A 21775-nucleotide genomic window follows, 5' to 3' on the forward strand; every position below is an offset into this window, starting at 1 on the left:
GCGAGTCTTCGGCCACGCGGGCAGCCACCGAGTCATCCATGAGGTAGACGATGCACCACCCCTCCCTGTTCAAGAGTTTCTTCCTTGGTGGTTTCGAGTGTTCGAACCACCGGCGCAGCGACGGCCGACGTCTCGATCTGATTGCCGCGACCGGGCACGACCGTTGGGCCGCGCACGACTATGCCGAGCTGCACCGCCACGGCCTGCACAGCGTGCGCGACGGTCTGCGCTGGCACCTGATCGAGCGCCAGCCGGGGCAATATGACTGGTCGAGCTTCCTGCCCATGCTGCAGGCGGCGCAGCGCCAGGGTACCCAGGTGATCTGGGATCTGTGCCATTACGGCTGGCCGGACGACATCGACATCTGGCGGCCGCAGTTCGTCGAGCGCTTCGCCCGCTATGCCGCGGCGGCGGCGCAGCTGATCAAGGACGAGACCGGCGAGGTACCGTTCTATGCGCCGCTCAACGAAATCTCCTTCTGGGCCTGGGCCGGTGGCGACGAGGCCTATTTCAATCCCATGGCCCGCGGCCGTGGCTTCGAGCTCAAGCACCAACTGGTGCGCGCCACCATCGCCGCGATGCAGGCGATCCGCGCGGTCGAGCCGCGGGCGCGTTTCGTCCAGGTCGATCCGGCCATCCATGTGGTCGCGGGCAACGACCGGCCCGGCCCCCAGCGCGACGCCGAGCGCTTCCGCCAGTCGCAGTTCGAGGCCTGGGACATGCTCTGCGGCGAGCAATGGCCGGGGCTTGGCGGCGCGCCGGAGTACCTCGACGTGCTCGGCATCAACTACTACTCGAACAACCAGTGGTACCACGGTGATGGCCGTACCATCGAGCGCGACAACCCGGATTACCGACCATTCAAGGGCATCCTGCGGGAAATCCATCAGCGTTATGGGAGGCCGTTGCTGATTGCCGAAACCGGCGCCGAAGGCGACGTGCGCGGCGACTGGTTGCGTTATGTCAGCGAGCAGGCCGGCCTGGCCATGCAAGCCGGGGTGCCGGTGGAAGGCATCTGCCTGTATCCCGTGCTCGACTATCCGGGCTGGACCGACGAACGGCACTGCCCGGTCGGGCTACTCGGCTTTCCTGACGAGAACGGCAAGCGCTGCGTGCACGAGGGCCTGGCCGACGAGCTGCGGCTGCAGCAGATGCGGTTCAGCCACTCCAGCCCGGCCCCGCAATTCGCCGAAGCCACGCCGTGAACCAGGGGGCCGCCGTGCCTCGGGCCAAGCCCGGCGAGCTGCCGCTACCCAGCCGCCCGGTCGCTTTCCTCTGGCACTACATCTGTGCGCGGCCCTGGCATTTCGGCGGGCTGCTGGCGCTGATCATCGGCGCGGCCAGCTGCGCGGTGGCGGTGCAGTACGGCATGAAGCTGCTGGTCGACGCCATGGCGCAGGGCACGGCGGATCGCGCGTCGGCCAACGTCTGGTGGCCGTTGGGGCTGTTCATCGGCCTGATTGTCACCGAGAACGTGTTCTGGCGCCTCGGCGGCTGGCTCGGTTGTCGCACCGTGGTGGCCAGCGTGGTGGACATCCGCGTCGACCTGTTCAAGCACCTGACCGGCCACCCGATGCGTTATTTCACCGAGCATTTCGCCGGCTCGCTGGGTAATCGCATCTCTGCCGTTGGCCAGGCGGCTGGCGCCATCTACGGCGGGCTGGCCTGGAAGATCGTGCCGCCGATCGTCGACTTTCTCGGCGCCGTGGTGGTGTTGCTCACGGTGGACGTGCGCATGGCCGTGGCGCTGATCATCTTCGTCGCCATTGTCGCCGCGCTGATCACCGGCTTCGGTATCCGCGGCCGTGCCAAGCATCAGCGTTTCGCCGCGCAATCGGCGCGGGTCGGCGGCGAGCTGGTGGACGCGGTCTCCAACGTCTGGACGATCAAGGCCTTTTCCGCCCGCGACCGCGAGGCCGAACGCCTGGCCCATGAGATCGGCTTCGAGGCCCGTGCCCAGCGGCGCAGCTGGATGTACTTGGAAAAGGCCCGGGTGATGCACGACATCTGCCTGTCGGTGATGGCTGGCGGCATGCTGGTGTGGGCGATCAAGCTGTGGATCGCCGGCACGGTGACCGCCGGCGACGTGGTGCTGGTCAGCGCGCTGACCTTTCGCATCCTGCATGGCTCGCGGGATCTGGCACTGGCGCTGGTGGACGCCACGCAGCAGATCGGTGCCATCGACGACACCCTGCGCATCATCGTCCAGCCCCACGGTCTCGATGACACCGACAACCAGCTAATGCTGGCCGAAGGCGATATCACCTTCGAACGCATCAGCTTCAGCTACCCGGACCGCGGCGCCGTGTTCGAGGGCTTGGACCTGCACATTCCGGCTGGGCAGAAGGTCGGTGTGGTGGGCTCGTCCGGGGCCGGCAAGTCGACCCTGATCAACCTGATCCAACGCCTCGACGATGTGCAGAGCGGCCGCATTCTCATCGACGGCCAGGACATCCGCAGCGTCAGCCAGGACAGCCTGCGCGAGAAGATCGCCGTGGTGCCGCAGGAAACCGCGCTGTTCAACCGCAGCATCCGCGAGAACATCCGCTACGGGCGTCCGGATGCGAGCGACGAGGAGGTGGTCGCGGCGGCGCGCAGTGCCTTCTGTGATGGCTTCATCCGCGAACTGCCGCAGGGTTACGACACCCTGGTCGGCGAGCGCGGGGTGATGCTCTCCGGTGGCCAGCGCCAGCGCCTGGGCATTGCCCGCGCATTCCTCAAGGACGCACCGATCCTGATTCTCGACGAGGCGACCTCGGCGCTGGATACCCAGTCCGAGGGCGAGATCCAGGCGGCACTCAACCTGCTGGTGCACAACCGCACCGTGGTCGCGGTGGCGCACCGCTTGTCCACGCTGGCGAGCTTCGACCGCATCATCGTGCTGCGTGACGGCCGCATCGTCGAAGACGGCCGACCGCAGGAGCTGCGCCGCCGCGGCGGTGAGTTTGATGCGCTGTGGCGCATGCAGGCCGACGGCTTCGCCCAGCAAGCCGATCCCAGCGCATGAAACGCGCAGCGGTGACCTCGCGCAGCCTGCGCTCGCTTGGCTACGACCCGGAGCAGCAAGTGCTGGAAGTGGAATTCAGCAGCGGCGCGCTGTACCGCTATGAAGAGGTCCCGCCCGATGCGGTGCAGGCCTTGCTCGAAGCCGACTCGCTGGGGCGGCATTTCAATCAGGTGTTCAAGCCGCAGCATTACCGCTATCGGCGCGTGGAGTGATCGTGCCGGGAACCGCGTGGATAAGCAGCGCGTTATCCACTAGGGTGATTCGCCGCCCGCCATCGGCGGATCGACCGCTCCGCTGAACTTCCGGGCCGCTCTGCGGGCCTCAATCAACAGGAAGCGTCATTACCGAGCGGAGGCTCTTCAGACCAGAAGGGGAAAGTTCTATGTCGGATCATCACACGTACAAGAAGATTGAAATCGTCGGCTCTTCGCGCAACAGCGTCGACGAAGCGATTCAGAACGGCATCGCCGAAGCCAGCAGCAAGCTGCAGAACGTCGAGTGGTTCGAGGTCGGCGAGATTCGCGGCCACGTCGAGAACGGCAAGGTCGGTCACTTCCAGGTGACCATGAAGGTCGGCTTCCGCCTCGAGAACAGCTGATCGCCACGCGCGGCCGCCGGTCAGTCGGCGGCGCCGCGGCTGCGTTCGTAGCGACGCAGCAAAGGCTGGGTGCTGAGCCCGTGCAGCACGATGCTCAGCGCTACCACCGATAACACCAGGCCGATGATGGTCTGCGCTTCGTCCGGCAGCAGGCCGTGGGTCACCGCGTAGCTCAGGTAATACAGGCTGCCGATGCCTCGTATGCCAAACCAGCCCGCCGTCAGGCACTGACCGCGGTCGAGGTAGCGCCGCGGCATCAGCAGCAACACGCTCAGCGGCCGAATCAGCAGGAACAGCGCCAGGCCGAGCGGCACCGCACGCCAGTCCCAGTGCACCGAGACCAGCACGCCGAGCATGGTCACCAGCAGCACTTCCAGGCTGCGCTCCAGTTGTCCGCCAAACGCCAGCACATCACCCATCAGCACGCCCGCGGCGACCCGCGGTTGTCCGAGCTGTCGGTCATCCAGTGACAGCGCGCGCGGCGCTAGACGCCCTTCGGCAAGATGCGGCACGGCGTCGTTGATCAGCTCTTCGGACGGTGTGGCCGAATCATCGGCAGCAGCGATTTCCGCGTGACGCAGACCGAGGCCCGCGGCGAACACCGCGAGAAAGCCCCAGGCACCAGCCAGTTCGGCGCCGACGTAGGCCAGGGCGATCAGCGCCAGGGCCAGCGAGTCGTTGGGTGACATGGCGGTATCGGTGTGGCGTGCGCGCAGGTAGATGGCCACGCGGCCGACCAGCTTGCCCAGCAGAAAGCCGATCAGCAGCCCCGCCGGCACCGCCCACAGCAGCCTGTGCAGCGCCCACTCGCCGACCCAGTCGGCCTCCAGCTGGCCCTGGGCGATGAGCATCAGACCGAACACCACGAAGGGAAACGCGGTGCCGTCGTTGAAGCCCGCCTCGCCGGACAGGCCGTAGCGCAGACGGTCGCTGTCGCGGGCATCGTTGACCTGCACCAGGCTCGCCAGCACCGGATCGGTGGGCGCCAGAATCGCCCCGATCAGCACCGCGACACCCCAGCTCAGGCCGAACACGTAGTGGCAGAGCAAGGTGACGCCACCGATGCAGGCGAGCATCACCGGCCCGGCCAGTACATAGGCGCTCTTCCATGCCGGATGCCGTAGCGGCATGCGCAGCTTTAGGCCGCTGACGAACAGCGACACCAGCACGGCGACTTCGGTGAGGTGTTCCATCCAGCCGGCGATATGCAGGAATTCCATCTCCCACAGGCCGATGCCGAGCTGGCCGATGAGTACGCCGAAACCGAGGTAGATCAGGGACGTGGTGATTGGCAGCCAGCGCAGGAAGGCCGAAGCGAGGGCGAGGATCAGCAGCAGGACGCCGAGCACGGCCATCCATTCGAGAAAATTCATGCGTGTTCCGATGGCGTGGCGCGGTGTTGCGCCCAGGGGTGTGTGCCATTGGAACGGTGGCCGGCGGCAGGGTTCGCCGACAGGGCCGAGGTAGGCCGCCGCCGGTCAGGGCAGCGACCGGCTTTCTACTGGCGCAGCTCGGCGACGATCTCGAAGGCGCGATGGCGGTCGGCGGTTTCGTAGAGGTCGCAGGTGAAGATCAGCTCGTCGGCCTGGGTTTGCTCGAGCAGTACGTCGAGACGCGCGCGAACCTTTTCCGGACCGCCGATCAGCGCCAGGCCGAGGAAGTCGCCCACCGCCTGCTGCTCATGCGGCAGCCACAGGCCCTGCATGCTCTGCACCGGCGGGCGCAGGACCAGGCTCTGGCCGCGGATCAGCGAGAGGATGCGCTGGTAGACGCTGGTTACCAGGTACTCGGCGTGCTCGTCGCTGTCGGCGGCGATCAGTGGTACGCCGAGCATCACGTAGGGCTTGTCGAGCACCGCCGAAGGCTTGAAGTTGTCTCGGTAGAGCTTGATCGCCTGGTGCATGTAGCGCGGCGCGAAGTGCGAGGCGAAGGCGTAGGGCAGGCCCTTGGCCGCGGCCAGCTGGGCGCTGAACAGGCTGGAGCCGAGCAGCCAGATCGGTATGTTGCTGTCGACGCCGGGCATGGCGATGACACGCTGGTTGGGCTGTCGCGGACCGAGCAGCAGCTCCAGCTCCTCGACGTCCTGTGGGAAGTCGTCGGCGCTGCCCATGCGGTCGCGGCGCAGCGCATGGGCGGTGAACTGATCGGCGCCGGGCGCGCGACCGAGACCGAGGTCGATGCGGCCCGGGTAGAGCGCTTCCAGCGTGCCGAACTGCTCGGCGATCACCAGCGGCGCGTGATTCGGCAGCATCACCCCACCGGCGCCGAGGCGGATGCGCGTGGTGTTGGCGGCCAGGTAGCCGAGCAGCACCGCGGTGGCGGCGCTGGCGATGCCGTCCATGTTGTGGTGCTCGGCCACCCAGAAGCGCTGAAAGCCAAGCCCCTCGACATGGCGCGCCAGGGCCAGGGCATTGTGCAGCGCCTGGGCCGGCGTGCCGTCGTCGCGGATCGGCGCCAGGTCGAGCGCGGAGAAGCGGGTGTTTGCAATGCGGGACATCGTTTACCTCATGACGTAAGGCGGTCGGGTGCGAGCGGGCTCAGTGGCAATGCTCGGCCTCGGCCTCGACCAGTACGTTGCGCTGTTCGTCGCGCAACCAGCCTTGCGGGGTGAAACCCAGCGAGCGGGCCTGGAACAGGTAGCGCTGGCCAGGTTGGAAGTCGTCGTAGCGGATCACCAGGGTGCAGCGAATGGTGTGGGTTTCGCCGAACAGGCCGAAGTCGCCCCCTGTCACTTCGAATTCGTAGCGCGCTTCAAGTTCATGGGCACCCGGCGGGACCTGGAAATAACGGCCGTCGGGGGTGCGTTTGCCGTCCAGCTGGTCGGACATGAAGATATCGCTGGGCTGCGCGGTCATGTCGACCCAGGCCATGTTCGGGTCGGGTTGCGGCAATGGCCCGGCACAGCTGGCGAGGGCGAGAAGGGCGGGCAGGACGAGGGGGAGTGCGCGACGCATGGCTGGATCCTCGGCGAATGGCGGGGTGAGACGCGCTGCGCCTCACCGATGCTGCCGAGGGTGCGCCAGATGACGGCGCATTTCAACGCGGACTCAGCGGCCGGCGAGGTCGCCGCAGCCCTTTTCCTCGGCGCGGGCCAGCACGTACTGGTGCTGGTCGTAGAGCTTGGCCCAGGGACGGAAGCCATAGCCGCCGGCCACCAGGCGATAGCGCGCGCCGGCAGTGAACTTGTCGTATTCCAGGGTCAGCTTGCAGTCGCGAGGCAGCGGGTTGCTGCCGGGGCCGACGTTGGCGCCATTGACCTCGAAGCGGTAGCGCATCTCCAGCTTGCGGCTGCCGGGCGGGACCTGGAAATAGCGATCGTCCTCCAGCGTCTTGCCGTCCACGGCGACCGCCTGCAGCTGGGTCTCGCCGTTCGGGTTGAGCTCGACCCAGGCCTGCTCGGGATCGGGCTTGGGCATCCACATGGAGCAGCCGGCCAGGTTGGCGAGCAGGGTGACGAGAAGGAAACCGCGCATGTACAAGGCTCCAGCCGGTAATCAGTGGCCGGCAAGGGTTCGATTGAGGACGTCATGGGCTGCCGCAGGTTGCAATCGGCAGCACGGCCTTTGTAGGGTGCGCTACGCGCGCCGGCGCCAGCCCGACCACTGAGCGGTACACCCGATGCCCAAGCCCAACGCCGCCTCCATCGACAGTCGCAAGCTGCACTGGGTTCCCCTGCTGCTTGCCGTCTGTCTGAATGGTTGCAGTTATTACGGCCAGCTCGCCGCTGGCCAGCTGGAGTTGCTGCGCCAGCGCGAACCCATCGAGGCGCTGATCGTCGATGAATCGCGCGATGCGGCGTTGCGCCAACGGCTGGGCGAGGTGTTGCAGGCGCGTCGCTTCGCCAGCCAGGCGCTGGAGTTGCCGGACAACGATAGCTATCGGCTCTACGCCGAACTCGGTCGGCCCTATGTGGTGTGGAATCTGTTCGCCACCGAGGAGTTCTCGGTCAAGCCGCTGGAGCACTGCTTTCCCATCGCTGGCTGCGTGGCTTATCGCGGCTACTTCCGCCAGGGTGCCGCCCGCGGCGAGGCGGCGCGGCTGCGGCTGAGCGGGCTGGATACCCATGTGGCGGGTGTCGAGGCCTATTCCACGCTGGGCTGGTTCGCCGATCCGCTGCTCAGCTCCATGCTGCGCCGCAACGACGAGCAGCTGGCGGCGCTGATCTTCCACGAACTGGCTCATCAGCAGCTGTATCTGCCCGGCGACACCGCCTTCAACGAGTCCTACGCCACCTTTGTCGAGCGCGAGGGCCTGCGCCAGTGGCGTGCCCATCGCGACCTGCCGCAGCGGGATGAACAGGCGCGGGTGCGTTATCGGCAACTGGTTGAGCTGCTACTCGATACCCGCCAGCGGCTGGACCAGCTGTATGCCTCGGGTCGCTCGACAACCGAGTTGCGCGCGCTGAAGCAGGCCGAGTTCGCGACGCTGCGTCAGCGCTATCGACATCTGCGCGACAGCCAGTGGAACGGCGATGCGCGCTTCGATCGCTGGTTCACCCAGCCACTGAACAACGCCACGCTGTTGCCGTTCGGCCTGTATGACCGCTGGGTACCGGCCTTTGCTGCTCTGTTCGAGCGATGCGAGCGGGACTGGGCGTGCTTTCACCAGGCGGTTGCGGCGCTAACGGAACTGCCTGCCGACGAGCGGGAAGCCAGGCTTTCGAAACTGGCTGACTGAACAAGCGAAACGGCGCGCCCTGTTGCCGTGGGCATTACCCGCGGTAATGGCTCTTGCGTCGAAAATCTCCGATCTGCCGTTCATCGGCCGCGATACCCCTGTCCGCTGAACGGTGCGAATCCTTTCTCCAGCTCTCCGGTCCTCTTTACTAGGTCGCCGATTCATACGGCGGCGATCCACCTATGCCTGATATCCACGCATAACAACGGAGGCTCCATGGAGACCATTTCCGGAATTTTCGATAACAAAGGCACGCCACTGGAGAAGCAGAAATTCACATGGAAGGAAATGGCCGGCAAGCCGATCAGCAAGCTTGATGACGATGCCTTTACCCGTGTCCGCATCATCCTCATGAACGGGGTCGAGACCGACGCCCTGCGCCTGAGCCACGGCATCGCCCGCTTCAACAAGGAACTGCGCCTGCCGCTGGCGCAGATCCGGCGTACCGAGCAGCACCAGGCGACCATGATCAACTGGCTGATCGGCGCCGACCACTCGCCACTGGAAACCACCGTCGCCTACGAGCAGGTCGCCATCGAGGTGACCGCGGCCGTGGCGCAGAACGAGCCCGACCCCTACCAGGCGCAGACCTATCGCTTCGGCTTGCTGGAGGACTTCGACCACCTGTACCGCTACTCGGCGATGCTCGATCGCCTCGAGGGCAAGGATGCCAACAACATCCTGCAGGGCTATACCGACATCGTTCCCGGCCGCAAGACGTCCGAGCACCACCGGCACCCGGAGAACGATATCCGCGACAACTACGAGAAGGACAGCGCGGCGCTGATCACCAAGATCCACGCGGCGCTGATCACCGGCGCGGAATACCAGACCCACGACTACTACATGAACATCGGCCCGCTGTTCGCCGACCCGCTGGCGCGCCAGCTGTATGCCGAGATCGCCTCGGTGGAAGAACAGCACGTGACCCAGTACGGCTCGCTCTCCGATCCCAGCGAAAGCCATATCGAGAAGTGGCTGGTGCACGAGGCGATGGAGGTCTACATGTATGCCAGCTGCGCCGAGCAGGAGACCAACCCGCGGATCAAGGCCATGTGGGAGCGCTTCCTCGACTACGAGCTGGGCCACCTCAACGTCGCCTGCGAATGGTTCAAGAAGCTCGAGCGCCGCGACCCGGCCGAGATTCTCGCCGGCCCGCTGCCGAAGATGGTCGAGTTCAAGAGCCAGCGCGATTTCGTCCGCCAGGTGCTGGCCGCCGAGGTCAACCTGCGCACTGCCGGCCCGGTCTATGTGGACAAGGCCAAGGAGCCGCAGTCCTCGCTCGATTACCGCAACCACCTCGCCTCGGAAGGGCTCGCCTCGGACATCGTCTCGGCGGGTTACCAGTGGGCGCCGGGTGGCGAACTGATGCGCAAGGCTTCCTGAGGAGACGAACATGGCTACTGCAGCGAAAGTAGGTACCAATTACACCGGCGTGCAGATGTCCCCGAAGGACACCAAGCGCCTGCTCGATGCCGTCAACGACATCCACCCGGACGTGCCGGGTGATGAGCGCGGCATGCTCGTCGAGCGTGCCGAACGCAGCGAAGAGGCCGACCGCATCGGCTCCGTGCCGGTGCCTGGCTCGGCCAAGGGCATGCTCAAGACCAGCTTCGACATGATGAAGGGCAAGAGCCCCGAGGTGTTCATCGACAAGCTCGGCGAGCGCCTGGCCTTCGAACGCAACGGCGTGCGCCTGTACGAGGCGATGATCGCCAAGGCGCGCAACCTGGACTCGGGCAACGACCTGGTGGGCGTGCTGCAGCACATCCGCGACGAAGAGTTCGAGCACATGATGCTGGTGCATGCGGCGATGGAAAAACTCGGCGCCGACCCCACCGCGCAGACGCCCAGCGCGGATGTCGCCGGGGTCATGGCGATGGGCATCATGCAGGTGCTGACCGATCCGCGGACCAACGTCGCGCAGTGCATGAACGCACTGCTGACGGCCGAGCTGGCTGACAACGCCGCCTGGGAACTGCTGATCGAACTGGCGCAGGCGGCCGGTCATCCGAACATTGCGGACAGCTTCGTTCATGCCAAGACTCAGGAAGACGACCATCTGGTGAAGATCAAGACGCTGATGCGTCGGGATCTGATCATGCAGACCAAGTAACAGCGTGCGAGCGGGACGCTTTGGCGCACACCACCGAAAGGGATGTGCGTCTTTTTTATGGGCGGGGAATGGCTGCCTTGTTGTCTTGTGACGGCGGATCTTGTGACGGCGGGCTGGCAGGCTTTTGCTTCATGGCGCTTGGCGAGCTGCCTGAAAGGCTGGTTTCGCCCTGCTGGGCGAGTCACTTTTTCCAGACGCCGAAAAAGTAACCAAAAACGCTTTGCCCCTGCATCCGGCCCTGCGCTTCGCTCCGGGTTCGTTCACTACGCCGCCGCTCCGAGGGTCGCCGTACAAGGGCCATCCATGGCCCTATACGGCTCTCGCCGCATCCCTGCGGCTCGCCCCTCTCCACGACGGCTTCGTTCACCCTCCTGAAGGGGCGTTTGGAGTCGCCTGGTGGATCGTACAAACAGAACAGATGTTCGGCGTTTAGGCGGTTGCTGATGGCTTCAAAGCTCCAAGTTCTGCGCGTGGGCTTACCCTCGCGCTCTCCATTGCGGGCATGAAAAATCCCTACGGCGCGCCCGCACAGCACAGTCGGTACGATCATCTGCTTTGCTTTATTGCGCACAAGTCATCAGGCGACACCATTCGCCCCTTTCAGGAGGCCGAGTGCAATCGTTGCGTAGGGGAGTGAGCGGCATGGATGCCGCGAGAGGACTAGGCGTCCCCGCGATAAAGGGCCATGGATGGCCCTTGTACGCCGGCCCCTGGAGCGGCGATGGAATGAGGGAAGTCGAGCGCAGCGAGACCCGCATGGAGGGGCAAGCGTTTTTGCCTACTTTTTCCGCGACTGGAAAAAGTGGGTCGCCCAGCAGGGCGAAACTAAGCTTCCAAGCAGCTCGGAAATGGTTATGCGATCTGAGCGTGCATCCATCCAGTCCAGCCATCGCTGCAGTTACTTCCTCGAACCAATCGAAGGACCAAAGAAAAAGGGGTGCCGCCTGCGCGAACACCCCTCTCCAACGATCACCGGCCAGCCGGTCAATCGTTCCCGACACTCGCCGCTTGCACGGTACAGCCCCAGACTTCCAGCGCCGGCTGGTCCGCTTGTGGCGGGCCTAGCCATTCGCTCATCGCGTGGCAACGCTGGTCGAAACACAGTTGGTAATCCCCTGCCTCGGGGGTTCGCCCCAGGCGCAGGAGTGGCAACGCAGGCATCTGGCGCTGGTAGTGCCAGGCCCCGTCGCGCAGTTCGGCGTCATCCGGGATTTCCATCCCGGCACCAGAACCCTTGACCCGCGCTTCGCCGAGCAGCAGCCCGTCCGGCGTCACGCGGTAATCCTCTTCCCAGCGGATCTTCTCGATCGTGTGGTTCCACGCCAGGGTGAAGGCGGGGGCGGGCACTTCGGCCCACACCACGCCTGCCAGCCCCAGGCACAGACCGATCATGCGGCCGCCAGACGCTCGGCGCGGCGGGCGCGCCAGATGTGCTGAGCGAGGAAGATCACGCCGAGGGCGAAGCCGACCTCGTCACTCATCGGTGTGGCGAGGATCATCGCGGCGCCGGCTACGAAGCCCAGCAGTTTCTCCCACAGCGCCATGGGCCGCTGCAGGTAGCCGGTGAACACCGCGCCCCACAGGCCGATGGCGAAGGCCGCCTTGAACAGCATGTACAGCGTGGCGCCCCAGTCCCCGCCCTGCATCATCAGCGCCGGGTTGTACACCGCCATGAACGGCACGATGAAACCTGCGATGGCGATGCGGATGGCCCACATGCTGATCTTCAGGCCCTTCTCCTTGGCGATCGGCGCGGCGGCGAAGCAGGCCAGCGCCACCGGCGGGGTGAGGTCGGCCATGATGCCGAAGTAGAAGACGAACATGTGCGAGACGATCAGCGGCACGCCGAGGTCGAGCAGCGCGGGTGCGGCGATCGAGCTGGTGATGATGTAGTTGGGAATTGTCGGGATGCCCATGCCCAGCACCAGGCAGGTCAGCATGGTCAGGATGAGCGAAAGGAACAGGTTGTTCTCGCCGACCGCGAGGATGTACCCCGCGAAGGTCGAGGCCACGCCGGTCAGCGAAACGATGCCGATGATCACCCCGACCAGGGCGCAGGCGATACCCACCGGCACTGCATGGCGCGCGCCTTCGACCAGCGCGTGCAGGCAGATGACCAGGGTGTCGCGACCGCCCTTGATGAACCAGCATACGGCCACCAGAGCCGCGATGACGCCGAAGATCACCCCGATGCCGAGCTGGAAGAAACCGGCGCAGAGTAAGCCGAGGGCTATCCAGAAGGCGATGCGCAGGCCGAACGACGACACCTTGAGGATGATTGCCGAACCGAGGATGACGATCGCCGTCAGCGCCAGGCCGATGGTGCCGGCGAACATCGGTGTGCGTCCGGAGAACAGCAGCCAGACCAGCACCAGCAGCGGAATCAGCAGGTACCAGCGTTCCTTCACTGCGGCCCAGGCACTCGGGCACTCGTCCTTCGGCAGGCCCTTGAGGCCGGCGCGCTTGGCTTCCAGATGGACCATCCAGAACACCGAGCCGAAGTACAGCAGGGCCGGAATCAGCGCGGCCTTGGCGATCTCGACGAAGGGTACGTTGATGGTTTCGGCCATGATGAACGCCACTGCGCCCATCACCGGCGGCATGATCTGGCTGCCCATCGACGAGGTGGCCTCGACGCCGCCGGCGAAGGCCGGGCGATAGCCGAAGCGCTTCATCAGCGGAATGGTGAACTGGCCGGTGGTGACCACGTTGGCCACGCCGGAGCCGGTGATGGTACCCATCAATGCCGAGGACACCACCGACACCTTGGCCGGGCCGCCGAGCTTGTGGCCGAACAGGCCCATGGCGAAGTCGGTGAACAGCTTGATCATCCCCGCCTGCTCGAGGAACGAGCCGAACAGGATGAACAGGAAGATGTAGGTCGCCGAAACGTAGGTCGGCGTGCCGTACAGGCCTTCGGTGCCGAACGACAGCTGGTTGACGATCTGGTCCAGGTAATAGCCACGGTGGGCGAGATCACCGGGCAGGTATTCGCCGAGCAGGCCGTAGGCGAGGAACAGCCCGCAGATGATCGGCAGGGCGATGCCCATCACCCGGCGAGCGGCCTCGAAGACCAGCACGATCAGCGTCAGGCCGACCACCATGTCGGTGGTGGTCATGTCGCCGGAGCGCTGGATCAGGTCCGCCTCGAAATACCACTGGTAGAAAAAGGTCGCGAAACCGGCCAGGCCAAGCAGCCAGGCCACTGGCTGGAACGGCTTGCCGTTGCCGCGGGCCGGATAGCAGAGGAACACCAGCAGCAACAGGAAGCCGACGTGACCGGCGCGCAGCACCTGGCTGGACACCGGGTGAAAGGCGGCGGTGACGATCTGATAGATGGAGAACAGCAGGGCGACGTAGAACAGCGCCCTCGGCCATTCGCTGGGGCTGGCGTGCAGCCCTTGGCTTTCGCTCATGGGAATCACTCTCTCACTGCAAGGTGGGGCCTGTAGAAGCAGGCTTGCCAACGAGGCAACGCGGGCAAGCCTGCTGCTACAAGGATGCGGGCTGGAGCAGGCCGCAGGGCCCGCTCCGCCCGTCTGTCAGCGCTGGGTTACTTGAGAACCCCGGCTTCCTTGTAGAAGCGTTCGGCACCCGGGTGCAGCGGAATCGGCAGGTTCTTGGTGGCGTTTTCCAGCTTGATGTCCTTGGCGGCGGAGTGGGCGTTGCCCAGGGACGACAGGTTGTCGAACATCAGTTTGGTCATCTGGTAGGCCACTTCATCGGAGACCTTCTCGTGGCTGACCAGGATGTTGGTGATGGCCACGGTCGGAACGTCGGCATCCTGACCGTCGTAGGTGCCGGCCGGAATCACGCCGGCCTGGTAGGCGTCGCTCTCGATCTTCTCGACCACGGCGGCCGGAATCTCGACGAAGGTTACCGGCATGGTGCTGGCCAGGTCGCGGATGGCGGCCATGCCCAGGCCCGAGGACTGCAGGGTGGCGTCCAGCTGGCGGTTCTTGATCAGCTCGACCGACTCGGCGTAGGGCAGGAACTCGACGCGGCCCATGTCCTTGTAGTCCAGACCGGCGGCCTTGAAGATCGCGCGGGCGTTCAGCTCGGTGCCGGACTTCGGCGCGCCGACGGAGATGCGCTTGCCCTTGAGGTCTTCCAGGGTCTTGATGCCGGACTCTTCGCTGGCAACGATCTGGATGTAGTTGTTGTAGGTACCGGCGATGGCGCGCAGGCGCTTGAGCGGAGCCTTGAAGCCGGCGTCCTCGACACCGTTCCAGGCGTCGGCAACCGAGTCACCCAGGGAGAAGGCCAGTTCGCCACGGCCGGCCTGCAGCAGGTTGAGGTTTTCCACCGAAGCCTTGGTGGCCTGCACGGAAGTCTTGGCGCCATCGATCTTGTTGTACTGCTGCGACAGGGCCACGCCGATCGGGTAGTACACACCGCTGGTGCCGCCGGTGAGGATGTTGATGAAGGTCGGCGCAGCGACGGCCGCGGTGCTGGCAGTGAAGGCCGCAGCGGCAGCGAGCAGGCCCAGGCGTTTGGTCAGTCTCATGGTGGATCTCCGTTTCGTTTTTATTGGTTGACGCAGCATGTTGACGATAGACGATGCCGCGTTCGGGAACGCGCCAGACGAACAAGCAGAGGGGCGATGACACCGGAGAGTCCGGAGGATGGATATCGCTGGTAGCTCTTCTTGTCGTTGGAATCGCATCGAGCACATTGCCATTAGCAGAAGCCGTGCCAGTCTGTCGCGACGCTCTGGGTCGGCCTTTGCCGGCATCCTTGGATGGGTCATCGGCAAGAATCCGCCTATTGTTGTTGGGGTGTGGGCGGAAACCCGCTCATTGCAGTGCGAACCCCTGTCCGTCGCGGCCTTCGAATGAGTGAGCGAACGCGGAGGCGGTATGACTGCAGAAATAGGCGCAGAGGATCTGGGAATCGACGTGACCCGCGGCGAGGCGGAGCTGTTCAAGTGGTTCGTCGCCAGCTTTCTATTCGGCAAGCGCATCCAGCGCGACATCGCCGCCGAGGCCTACCGGGTACTGGTGGAGCGCAACCGGCTCGACACGCCGCACAAGCTGCGTGACTGTGGCCAGCGTCGGTTGGTCCAGCTGCTCGGCCAGGCGCGCTACGTGCGCTACGACGAGTCCACTGCCGCGCGCCTGCTGAAGCTCGGCGACCAGCTGCTGACCGAGTACGACGGCAGGCTGGGTCGCCTGCGTGAACTGGGTGTGACGCGCGACGGGGTGGAAAAGCGGCTGCTGGCGTTCGAGGGCGTCGGGCCGAAGACCGTGGAGATCTTCCTGCGCGAGGCGGCGCGGGGCTGGTTCTGAGCGCGCCGGACGGCGCTTGCCAAGGCCAGCCGAAGGGTTAGAGTGGCGCCATCGCACCGCCGAAGTCCGCCATGCGCATTTTTCTGCTTGCCCTCAGTCTGTTCCTGCCCATCGCCGCCAGCGCCGCGCCGGCGCCCTATTACCAATGGCAGAGCAAGCTGGACGGCACCATCATCTGCCGCCAGACCTCGCCGGGCGATGGCTGGCAGAAGCTCGACGGCCGCCCGTTCCGTGACCTCAATTGCAGCATGCCGGCCGCGCGGGTCGAACGCCCGGGCAGCGTGCCGGGTTTCCGCCCGCAGCCGGGGCGCTGAGCCGACGTCAGCCCGGAATCCGCTCCATGCTTCATGGCCGTAGGGTGGAAAACCGCGAAGCGTTTTCCACGCGTCGGAGGCCCTGCCCGACGTTTGGTCTTGCAACGGACCCATGGTGGATAAGCTTCGCGTTATCCACCCTACGATCCCATCGCTATCGCTATCGCTATCGCCATCGGTAGGGTGGAAAACCGCGAAGCGTTTTCCACGCGTTGCGAGCAGGCGGCTCGGTGTTTCGTCCGCTGCTGGACGATGGAAGCCGCAAGCCCGGTTTCTCTCCTAAGCGCTAGAGCGTCATCCCGTCGTATGCCAGGCACACGTTGTCCGGCAGTTGCCGTGACGCCTGCATGAACCAGGTATCCAGCTCGTGGCCGATATGGGTCAGCACGGCTTGCGCCGGTTGCAGCTCCTCGATGCTCTGCAATGCGCGGGTCAGGTCGTTGTGGTTACGCGGTGGCGTATCGCGCGGTGGTGTCGAGCAGTCCAGCACAAGCACGTCCAGCGCGGTGTCCTGCAGCAGTTCGCGCGTGCTGTCCGGCAGGCCGACGGTGTCGGTGAGGTAGGCGATGCAGCGGCTGTGTCCTTCCAGCAGGTAACCGAAGGTGGGTTTCGAGTGCACCAGTGGCAGCGCCGTGACGCGCAGCGTGCCGAGCATGCGTTGTTCGAAGGCGGCGAATGGTTCGCTGAAATCGAGGATGCCGGGGTGTTTGTAGAGGTCGGCGAGGCCCTCTGCGTCGTCCGGGCCGAGCACCGGAATGTGCAGCCCGGTGCCCCAGCGCAGTTGCAGCAAGCCCTGGGCATGATCGGCGTGGTAATGGGTCTGCAGGATGCCGCTGAAGCTGCCCGGGGCGAAGCGCTCGCAGAGGTCCGGCAGGCCGCTGTCGAGCAGCCAGCGCTGGCCGCCACAGTCCACCAGCGCCGAGCAGGCACGGCGGCGGCGACTCGGGTCCAGCTGCGCGGCACGGCAGGCCGGACAGGCGCAGTTGTACACCGGCACCTGCGCGGCGCCGCCGGTGCCGAGCAGGGTCAGCCGCATTGACGGTGCTCGTCGAGCAGCTGCAGCAGGCGCTCGACGCTGCGCTCCAGCGAGGCGGAATTGTCCAGGCGGATGTAGTCGTCCAGCTCGCCGCTGAACAGCGCATTACGTGCCAGGCGCGCCTCGATCTGTTCGGGCGTCTCCCGGCCACGGGTCAGCAGGCGCTCGCGCAGCACGTCCTGTTCGACGGTCAGCAGCACCGCCAGCAGATCCGGGTAGCGCCTGCGCGCCTCGGGCAGATAACCACGCGAGCCGTTGACCAATACATCCTCACCGGCCGTCAGCCAGGCGTCGATTTCGGCGGGGATGCCATAGGCCAGCCCGTTGGCGCGCCAGGCGAGGGCGAAGGCCTGCTCGGCCTCCATGCGCTCGAACTGCTCGGTGCTCACAGAGTGCGCGGCTTCGCCGACAGCCTCCGGCGAGCGAGTGATGACCCGCCGGGCAATGCGCACGCCACGCTCGGCAAGCGCTGCGCGTGCGGCGTCGAGCAGACTGTCCTTGCCGGCACCGGATGGCCCGGTCAGGTAGATCAAGCGGCCTTGCATGGGGTTACTCCCGATCATCGAAGCCAGCGCAGAGGCAGGCAGTATAGAGCCAGCCGGGCGACCCGCCGGCGCCTTGTCAGCTTTGTCGGAATGCGCCATCAGAACACCCGCCGGCCCTGGCGCCAGACCTGTCCGATCACCGGCTGGCCCTTGTGCACCTGCGCCTGGACCAGATCGGCGCGCAGCCCGACGGCGATCTCGCCGCGATCATCCAGCCCGGCTGCGCGTGCCGGCGCCAGGCTGATGGTGGCGATGGCCCGCGGCAGGTCGTAGCCGTTGGCCTGCTCGGCCAGGCCCAGCGCGGCTTGCAGCAGGCTGGCCGGGTAGTAGTCGCTGGAGAGAATGTCCAGCACGCCACGCCGGGCCAGATCGGCAGCGGCGATGTTGCCCGAGTGCGAGCCGCCGCGAACGATGTTCGGCGCGCCCATCAGTACCTTCAGGCCACGCGCATGGCTGGCCTCGGCGGCTTCGAAGGTGGTCGGGAATTCAGCGATGGCCATGCCGTAGTCCGCCGATTCGGTAACGTGCTCCAGGGTCGCATCGTCGTGGCTGGCCAGCGCCAGTTCGCGGCTGCGGCAGATGTCGACGATGGCGGCGCGCTGCTGGTCGCTGTGCCGCGCCGAGTTGGCCAGCTGCTCGCTGACGAAATGATCCATCTCCGCCGGGCTCAGGTGGTACTTGCCCATGTAGTACTCGCGGTACTTCTCCATGCGCGCGAACTGGCGCTGGCCCGGCGCGTGGTCCATCACCGAGACCAGCTGCACCAGCGGCTGCTCGACCAGCTCGCGGAACAGCTCCAGGCACTGCGGGTGGCTGACTTCGCAGCGCAGGTGCAGGCGGTGCTCGGCGCGGGTCTGCCCGGCCGCCTCGGCCGCGGCGATGGCCTCGAGCATCACGCCGAGCTGCTGCATGCGCTTGCCCTTGGGGTTGATGTCGCCGATCGACAGCGCATCGAACACCGTGGTGATGCCGGCGGCGACGATCTGCGCATCGTGGGTCAGCACCGCCGAGGCGGACGGCCAGTCGACGCCCGGCCGCGGGCTCATGTGCTTTTCCAGGTTGTCGGTGTGCAGTTCGATCAGCCCCGGCAGCAGCAGTGCGCCGTCCAGGTCCTGCGCCTGTGGCAGGCTGCTGGCGCCTGCGGCGATGTCGGCGATGACGCCGTCGCGGATCAGCAGGCTGCCGTGGATCACCTGCTCGGCCAGTACCAGCCGGGCGTTGCTGAGTATCTGTTCAGCTGGCATGGGCCAGGTCCTCCTGCGTCATGTCCAGGTAACGGTCGGCGACTGCCTCGCGGATCGCGCGGTCGTGGAAGATGCCGATCAGCGCGCTGCCGGCGGCCTTGGCCTCGTCGATCAGTTCCAGCACCACGCGGGCATTGGCTTCGTCCAGCGAGGCGGTGGGTTCGTCCAGCAGCATTACCGGCCAGCTCACCATGAAGCCTCGCGCCAGGTTGACCCGCTGCTGCTCGCCGCCGGAAAAGGTGCCGGGGGCCAGCTGCCAGAGCCGTTCGGGAATGTTCAGCCGGGTCAGCAGCGCCCTGGCCCGTGCCTCGGCGTCGGCACGGCTCCAGCCGCGCGCCAGCGCCGGCTCCATCACCACCTCCAGCGCCGGCACCCGCGGGATCACCCGCAGGAACTGGCTGACATAGCCCAGCGTCTGCCGGCGCACCGCGAGTACCTGGCGTGGTTCGGCGCCGACCAGCTCCAGCCAGTCGCCGGCATGGCGGATACGGATGCTGCCGCCGGCGGGCAGGTAGTTGCCGTACAGCGTGCGCAGCAGGGTTGACTTGCCGGCGCCGGACTGGCCGTGCAGCACCAGGCATTCGCCGGCGGCGACGGTAAAGCTCAGCCCGCGCAGCACCTGCAGGCTGACGCCGTGCTGCTGGTGCAGGGTGAAGGTCTTGGCGAGGTCGCGGACCTCGATCAGCGTGTTCATGGCGGATTCCTTCATGGCTGCAGCACCGAGGACACCAGCAGCTGCGTATAGGGATGCTGCGGGTCGTCGAGAATCTGGTCGGTCAGGCCGGACTCCACCACCCGTGAGCGGCGCATCACCATCAGCCGGTCGGCCAACAGGCGCGCCACGGCGAGGTCGTGAGTGACGATCACCACCGCGAGATCCAGCTCGCGCACCAGCCCGCGCAGGAGGTCGAGCAGGCGTGCCTGCACCGACACGTCGAGGCCACCGGTGGGTTCGTCCATGAACACCAGCTTCGGACTGGAAACCAGATTGCGGGCGATCTGCAGACGCTGCTGCATGCCGCCGGAGAAGGTCCGCGGCAGGTCGTCGATGCGCGCCGGGTCGATCTCCACCTGCTGCAGCCAATCCAGCCCGGCGGCGCGCAGCTGGCCGTAATGCCTGACGCCCTGGGCCATCAGCCGCTCGCCGATGTTGGCACCGGCGGAAACGCCCATGCGCAGGCCGTCGCGCGGGTTTTGCTCGACGAAGCCCCACTCGGTGCGCAGCAGCGTGCGCCGTTCGGCCTCGCTGGCGGCGTAGAGGTCGAGCCAGTCGCCGCTGCCGTCGCGGTACTGCACGCTGCCGCGATCCGGCGGGCAGCGGCCGCAGAGCAGCGAGAGCAGGGTGGACTTGCCCGAGCCGGACTCGCCGACGATGCCCAGCACCTCGCCGGGGTAAAGGTCGAAGGACACGCCCTGGCAGCCCTTGTCCGGGCCGTACAGGCGGGTCAGGTCGCGTACCGCGAACAGCGGCTCGGTGCCGACGCCCGCGGCGGGCAGCAGTTGTTCGGCGGCGCTCATGGGCGGCTCTCCTGTTGCTGGGCGCGCTGCGCGCAATAGTCGGTATCCGAGCAGACGAACTGCTTGGTGCCGGCGTCGTCGACGATCAGTTCGTCGAGGTAGGAATCGCCGCTGCCGCAGATGGCGCAGCACTGTTCCCACTGCTGGATCTGGAACGGGTGATCCTCGAAATCCAGGCTGACCACGCGGGTGTACGGCGGCACCGCGTAGAGGCGCTTCTCGCGGCCGGCGCCGAACAGCATCAGCGCCGGGCTGCGGTCCAGCTTGGGGTTGTCGAATTTGGGAATCGGCGACGGGTCCATCACGTAGCGCCCGTCCACCGTCACCGGGTAGGCGTAGCTGGTGGCGATGTGACCGAAGGTGGCGATGTCCTCGTAGAGCTTCACGTGCATCACGCCGTAGTCGCCCAGCGCGTGCATGGTGCGCGTCTCGGTTTCCGACGGCTCGATGAAGCGCAGCGGCTCGGGAATCGGCACCTGATAGACCATGATCTGCCCGGCCGCGAGCGGGGTTTCCGGGATGCGGTGGCGGGTCTGGATCACCGTCGCCGCGGGCGTGCGTTCGGTGGTGGCGACCCCGGCGGTGCGGGCGAAGAAGCGGCGGATCGACACCGCGTTGGTGGTGTCGTCGGCGCCCTGGTCGATCACCTTGAGCACGTCGTCGGCGCCGAGAATGACCGCGGTCAGCTGCATGCCACCGGTGCCCCAGCCATAGGGCAGCGGCATCTCGCGGCCGCCGAAGGGCACCTGATAGCCGGGGATGGCGACCGCCTTGAGCAGCGTGCGGCGGATCATGCGCTTGGTCTGCTCGTCGAGGTAGGCGAAGTTGTAGCCCGCCTCGCGGGCGGGAATGGCGTGGGCATTCATGCGCGTTTCTCCTTCGCAGGCGTCTCGGCGTCTGCTTCGGTCTGCTCGGCCTGCGGCTGGCGCAGCTTGCGGATCAGCTCCAGTTCGGACTGGAAGTCGACGTAGTGCGGCAGCTTCAGGTGCGAGACGAAGCCGGCCGCCTCGACGTTGTCGCAGTGCATCAGGACGAATTCCTCCTGCTGCGCCGGTCCCTGCACCTCCTCGCCGTACTCGCCGGCACGCAGCGCGCGGTCGACCAGCGCCATGCCCATCGCCTTGCGCTCCGCGTAGCCGAAGGCCAGGCCGTAGCCGCGGGTGAACTGCGCCTGTGCAGCGCTCTCGCCGACGAACTGGTTGACCATCTCGCACTCGGTCAGCTCGATCTCGCCGAGGCAGACCGGAAAGCCCAGCTCCTGCGGCTCGATCCAGACCTCGGCGGTGCCGATGCGGATCTCGCCGGCGAACGGGTGGTTGCGGCCGTAGCCACGCTGGGTCGAATAACCCAGCGCCAGCAGGAAGCCCTCGTCGCCGCGCGCCAGTGCCTGCAGGCGTTCGGCGCGGCTGCAGGGCAGCTCCAGTGGCTCGCG

General features: G+C 66.2%; 23 protein-coding genes. 9 read left to right on the forward strand and 14 right to left on the reverse strand.

The window, feature by feature from the left end; genetic code table 11:
• Nucleotides 1-50: 50 nt before the first annotated feature.
• The 4 genes from LO50_RS00075 (at nucleotide 51) to LO50_RS00090 (ending at nucleotide 3605) form a co-directional block, all read left to right on the forward strand.
• Entirely contained in the window at nucleotides 51-1205 is a 1155-nt protein-coding gene (locus tag LO50_RS00075; protein ID WP_044313705.1) for a glycoside hydrolase family 1 protein, read from the forward strand.
• Nucleotides 1202-3007 carry an ABC transporter ATP-binding protein gene (locus LO50_RS00080; RefSeq protein ID WP_044313706.1) on the forward strand — a complete coding sequence of 602 codons (1806 nt, stop codon included), beginning with the start codon at nucleotides 1202-1204 and terminating at the stop codon, nucleotides 3005-3007. The genes LO50_RS00075 and LO50_RS00080 overlap by 4 nt, the downstream gene beginning before the upstream one ends.
• Complete coding sequence (locus LO50_RS00085) at nucleotides 3004-3219, forward strand: KTSC domain-containing protein (RefSeq protein ID WP_044313707.1); 216 nt, start codon at nucleotides 3004-3006, stop codon at nucleotides 3217-3219. Before LO50_RS00080 ends, LO50_RS00085 begins: the two co-directional genes overlap by 4 nt.
• A 170-nt stretch (nucleotides 3220-3389) precedes the next feature.
• Complete coding sequence (locus LO50_RS00090; protein WP_014818555.1) at nucleotides 3390-3605, forward strand: dodecin; 216 nt, start codon at nucleotides 3390-3392, stop codon at nucleotides 3603-3605.
• A gap of 20 nt (nucleotides 3606-3625) precedes the next feature.
• Here the strand turns inward: LO50_RS00090 and LO50_RS00095 are convergent, their stop codons facing one another.
• From LO50_RS00095 to LO50_RS00110, 4 genes are all read right to left on the reverse strand, one after another.
• The gene (locus LO50_RS00095; protein ID WP_044313708.1) at nucleotides 3626-4978 is read right to left on the reverse strand and encodes a cation:proton antiporter; all 1353 of its coding nucleotides are present in this window, start codon (nucleotides 4976-4978) and stop codon (nucleotides 3626-3628) included.
• Nucleotides 4979-5103: 125 nt separating this feature from the next.
• Nucleotides 5104-6102 (reverse strand): LLM class flavin-dependent oxidoreductase, encoded by a 999-nt coding sequence (locus LO50_RS00100; protein WP_044313709.1) that lies wholly within the window; start codon nucleotides 6100-6102, stop codon nucleotides 5104-5106.
• Between the two features lie 40 nt (nucleotides 6103-6142).
• Complete coding sequence (locus LO50_RS00105) at nucleotides 6143-6559, reverse strand: PA0061/PA0062 family lipoprotein (RefSeq protein WP_044313710.1); 417 nt, start codon at nucleotides 6557-6559, stop codon at nucleotides 6143-6145.
• Nucleotides 6560-6652: 93 nt separating this feature from the next.
• Nucleotides 6653-7078 carry a PA0061/PA0062 family lipoprotein gene (locus LO50_RS00110; RefSeq protein WP_041013853.1) on the reverse strand — a complete coding sequence of 142 codons (426 nt, stop codon included), beginning with the start codon at nucleotides 7076-7078 and terminating at the stop codon, nucleotides 6653-6655.
• A gap of 145 nt (nucleotides 7079-7223) precedes the next feature.
• Here LO50_RS00110 and LO50_RS00115 point away from each other — a divergent pair, with 145 nt between their 5' ends.
• The 3 genes from LO50_RS00115 (at nucleotide 7224) to LO50_RS00125 (ending at nucleotide 10398) form a co-directional block, all read left to right on the forward strand.
• Nucleotides 7224-8282 (forward strand): aminopeptidase, encoded by a 1059-nt coding sequence (locus tag LO50_RS00115; protein ID WP_044313711.1) that lies wholly within the window; start codon nucleotides 7224-7226, stop codon nucleotides 8280-8282.
• Nucleotides 8283-8498: 216 nt separating this feature from the next.
• The gene (locus LO50_RS00120) at nucleotides 8499-9668 is read left to right on the forward strand and encodes a hypothetical protein (RefSeq protein ID WP_044313712.1); all 1170 of its coding nucleotides are present in this window, start codon (nucleotides 8499-8501) and stop codon (nucleotides 9666-9668) included.
• Nucleotides 9669-9678: 10 nt separating this feature from the next.
• Complete coding sequence (locus LO50_RS00125) at nucleotides 9679-10398, forward strand: ferritin-like domain-containing protein (protein WP_044313713.1); 720 nt, start codon at nucleotides 9679-9681, stop codon at nucleotides 10396-10398.
• Nucleotides 10399-11382: 984 nt separating this feature from the next.
• On the opposite strand, the gene LO50_RS00130 is transcribed toward LO50_RS00125, so the two are convergent.
• The 3 genes from LO50_RS00130 to LO50_RS00140 form a co-directional block, all read right to left on the reverse strand.
• Nucleotides 11383-11790 (reverse strand): DUF1850 domain-containing protein, encoded by a 408-nt coding sequence (locus LO50_RS00130; RefSeq protein ID WP_044313714.1) that lies wholly within the window; start codon nucleotides 11788-11790, stop codon nucleotides 11383-11385.
• Entirely contained in the window at nucleotides 11787-13814 is a 2028-nt protein-coding gene (locus tag LO50_RS00135) for a TRAP transporter permease (RefSeq protein WP_044313715.1), read from the reverse strand. The genes LO50_RS00130 and LO50_RS00135 overlap by 4 nt, the downstream gene beginning before the upstream one ends.
• Before the next feature lie 137 nt (nucleotides 13815-13951).
• Nucleotides 13952-14905 carry a TAXI family TRAP transporter solute-binding subunit gene (locus LO50_RS00140; RefSeq protein ID WP_014818565.1) on the reverse strand — a complete coding sequence of 318 codons (954 nt, stop codon included), beginning with the start codon at nucleotides 14903-14905 and terminating at the stop codon, nucleotides 13952-13954.
• A gap of 352 nt (nucleotides 14906-15257) precedes the next feature.
• On the opposite strand from LO50_RS00140, the gene LO50_RS00145 reads away from it, so the two are divergent.
• Together LO50_RS00145 and LO50_RS00150 are read left to right on the forward strand one after the other, a co-directional pair.
• Nucleotides 15258-15686 carry a hypothetical protein gene (locus tag LO50_RS00145; RefSeq protein WP_044313716.1) on the forward strand — a complete coding sequence of 143 codons (429 nt, stop codon included), beginning with the start codon at nucleotides 15258-15260 and terminating at the stop codon, nucleotides 15684-15686.
• Between the two features lie 71 nt (nucleotides 15687-15757).
• Complete coding sequence (locus LO50_RS00150; RefSeq protein WP_042925842.1) at nucleotides 15758-16000, forward strand: hypothetical protein; 243 nt, start codon at nucleotides 15758-15760, stop codon at nucleotides 15998-16000.
• A 286-nt stretch (nucleotides 16001-16286) separates the two neighbouring features.
• Here the strand turns inward: LO50_RS00150 and phnP are convergent, their stop codons facing one another.
• The 7 genes from phnP to LO50_RS00185 all read right to left on the reverse strand — a co-directional run.
• Nucleotides 16287-17036, reverse strand: a complete 750-nt coding sequence (gene phnP / locus LO50_RS00155) for a phosphonate metabolism protein PhnP (protein WP_044313717.1) — start codon at nucleotides 17034-17036, stop codon at nucleotides 16287-16289.
• Entirely contained in the window at nucleotides 17027-17581 is a 555-nt protein-coding gene (phnN, locus tag LO50_RS00160) for a phosphonate metabolism protein/1,5-bisphosphokinase (PRPP-forming) PhnN (RefSeq protein ID WP_044313718.1), read from the reverse strand. Before phnN ends, phnP begins: the two co-directional genes overlap by 10 nt.
• Nucleotides 17582-17679: 98 nt before the next feature.
• Nucleotides 17680-18825, reverse strand: a complete 1146-nt coding sequence (locus LO50_RS00165) for an alpha-D-ribose 1-methylphosphonate 5-triphosphate diphosphatase (protein ID WP_044313719.1) — start codon at nucleotides 18823-18825, stop codon at nucleotides 17680-17682.
• Entirely contained in the window at nucleotides 18815-19519 is a 705-nt protein-coding gene (gene phnL / locus LO50_RS00170) for a phosphonate C-P lyase system protein PhnL (RefSeq protein ID WP_044313720.1), read from the reverse strand. Before phnL ends, LO50_RS00165 begins: the two co-directional genes overlap by 11 nt.
• Before the next feature lie 11 nt (nucleotides 19520-19530).
• Entirely contained in the window at nucleotides 19531-20343 is an 813-nt protein-coding gene (phnK, locus tag LO50_RS00175) for a phosphonate C-P lyase system protein PhnK (RefSeq protein ID WP_044313721.1), read from the reverse strand.
• Nucleotides 20340-21209 (reverse strand): alpha-D-ribose 1-methylphosphonate 5-phosphate C-P-lyase PhnJ, encoded by an 870-nt coding sequence (locus LO50_RS00180; protein WP_044313722.1) that lies wholly within the window; start codon nucleotides 21207-21209, stop codon nucleotides 20340-20342. The genes phnK and LO50_RS00180 overlap by 4 nt, the downstream gene beginning before the upstream one ends.
• Nucleotides 21206-21775: carbon-phosphorus lyase complex subunit PhnI (locus tag LO50_RS00185; RefSeq protein WP_044313723.1), on the reverse strand; the 570-nt coding region annotated here is incomplete at its 5' end. The genes LO50_RS00185 and LO50_RS00180, both read right to left, overlap by 4 nt.

Origin of the sequence: Stutzerimonas stutzeri (assembly GCF_000935215.1) — a bacterium.
GTDB lineage: Bacteria > Pseudomonadota > Gammaproteobacteria > Pseudomonadales > Pseudomonadaceae > Stutzerimonas.

Excerpts from the sequence above, each read along its gene's own strand:
- LO50_RS00145 (WP_044313716.1), top strand. The coding sequence starts at position 15,258 with ATGACTGCAGAAATAGGCGCAGAGGATCTGGGAATCGACGTGACCCGC.
- LO50_RS00110 (WP_041013853.1), bottom strand. The coding sequence starts at position 7,078 with ATGCGCGGTTTCCTTCTCGTCACCCTGCTCGCCAACCTGGCCGGCTGC.
- LO50_RS00180 (WP_044313722.1), bottom strand. The coding sequence starts at position 21,209 with ATGAATGCCCACGCCATTCCCGCCCGCGAGGCGGGCTACAACTTCGCC.
- LO50_RS00135 (WP_044313715.1), bottom strand. The coding sequence starts at position 13,814 with ATGAGCGAAAGCCAAGGGCTGCACGCCAGCCCCAGCGAATGGCCGAGG.
- LO50_RS00130 (WP_044313714.1), bottom strand. The coding sequence starts at position 11,790 with ATGATCGGTCTGTGCCTGGGGCTGGCAGGCGTGGTGTGGGCCGAAGTG.
- phnK (WP_044313721.1), bottom strand. The coding sequence starts at position 20,343 with ATGAGCGCCGCCGAACAACTGCTGCCCGCCGCGGGCGTCGGCACCGAG.
- LO50_RS00075 (WP_044313705.1), top strand. The coding sequence starts at position 51 with ATGCACCACCCCTCCCTGTTCAAGAGTTTCTTCCTTGGTGGTTTCGAG.
- LO50_RS00125 (WP_044313713.1), top strand. The coding sequence starts at position 9,679 with ATGGCTACTGCAGCGAAAGTAGGTACCAATTACACCGGCGTGCAGATG.
- LO50_RS00090 (WP_014818555.1), top strand. The coding sequence starts at position 3,390 with ATGTCGGATCATCACACGTACAAGAAGATTGAAATCGTCGGCTCTTCG.
- LO50_RS00120 (WP_044313712.1), top strand. The coding sequence starts at position 8,499 with ATGGAGACCATTTCCGGAATTTTCGATAACAAAGGCACGCCACTGGAG.
- LO50_RS00115 (WP_044313711.1), top strand. The coding sequence starts at position 7,224 with ATGCCCAAGCCCAACGCCGCCTCCATCGACAGTCGCAAGCTGCACTGG.
- phnL (WP_044313720.1), bottom strand. The coding sequence starts at position 19,519 with ATGAACACGCTGATCGAGGTCCGCGACCTCGCCAAGACCTTCACCCTG.
- LO50_RS00105 (WP_044313710.1), bottom strand. The coding sequence starts at position 6,559 with ATGCGTCGCGCACTCCCCCTCGTCCTGCCCGCCCTTCTCGCCCTCGCC.
- LO50_RS00165 (WP_044313719.1), bottom strand. The coding sequence starts at position 18,825 with ATGCCAGCTGAACAGATACTCAGCAACGCCCGGCTGGTACTGGCCGAG.
- LO50_RS00095 (WP_044313708.1), bottom strand. The coding sequence starts at position 4,978 with ATGAATTTTCTCGAATGGATGGCCGTGCTCGGCGTCCTGCTGCTGATC.
- LO50_RS00150 (WP_042925842.1), top strand. The coding sequence starts at position 15,758 with ATGCGCATTTTTCTGCTTGCCCTCAGTCTGTTCCTGCCCATCGCCGCC.
- LO50_RS00100 (WP_044313709.1), bottom strand. The coding sequence starts at position 6,102 with ATGTCCCGCATTGCAAACACCCGCTTCTCCGCGCTCGACCTGGCGCCG.
- LO50_RS00140 (WP_014818565.1), bottom strand. The coding sequence starts at position 14,905 with ATGAGACTGACCAAACGCCTGGGCCTGCTCGCTGCCGCTGCGGCCTTC.
- LO50_RS00085 (WP_044313707.1), top strand. The coding sequence starts at position 3,004 with ATGAAACGCGCAGCGGTGACCTCGCGCAGCCTGCGCTCGCTTGGCTAC.
- phnN (WP_044313718.1), bottom strand. The coding sequence starts at position 17,581 with ATGCAAGGCCGCTTGATCTACCTGACCGGGCCATCCGGTGCCGGCAAG.
- phnP (WP_044313717.1), bottom strand. The coding sequence starts at position 17,036 with ATGCGGCTGACCCTGCTCGGCACCGGCGGCGCCGCGCAGGTGCCGGTG.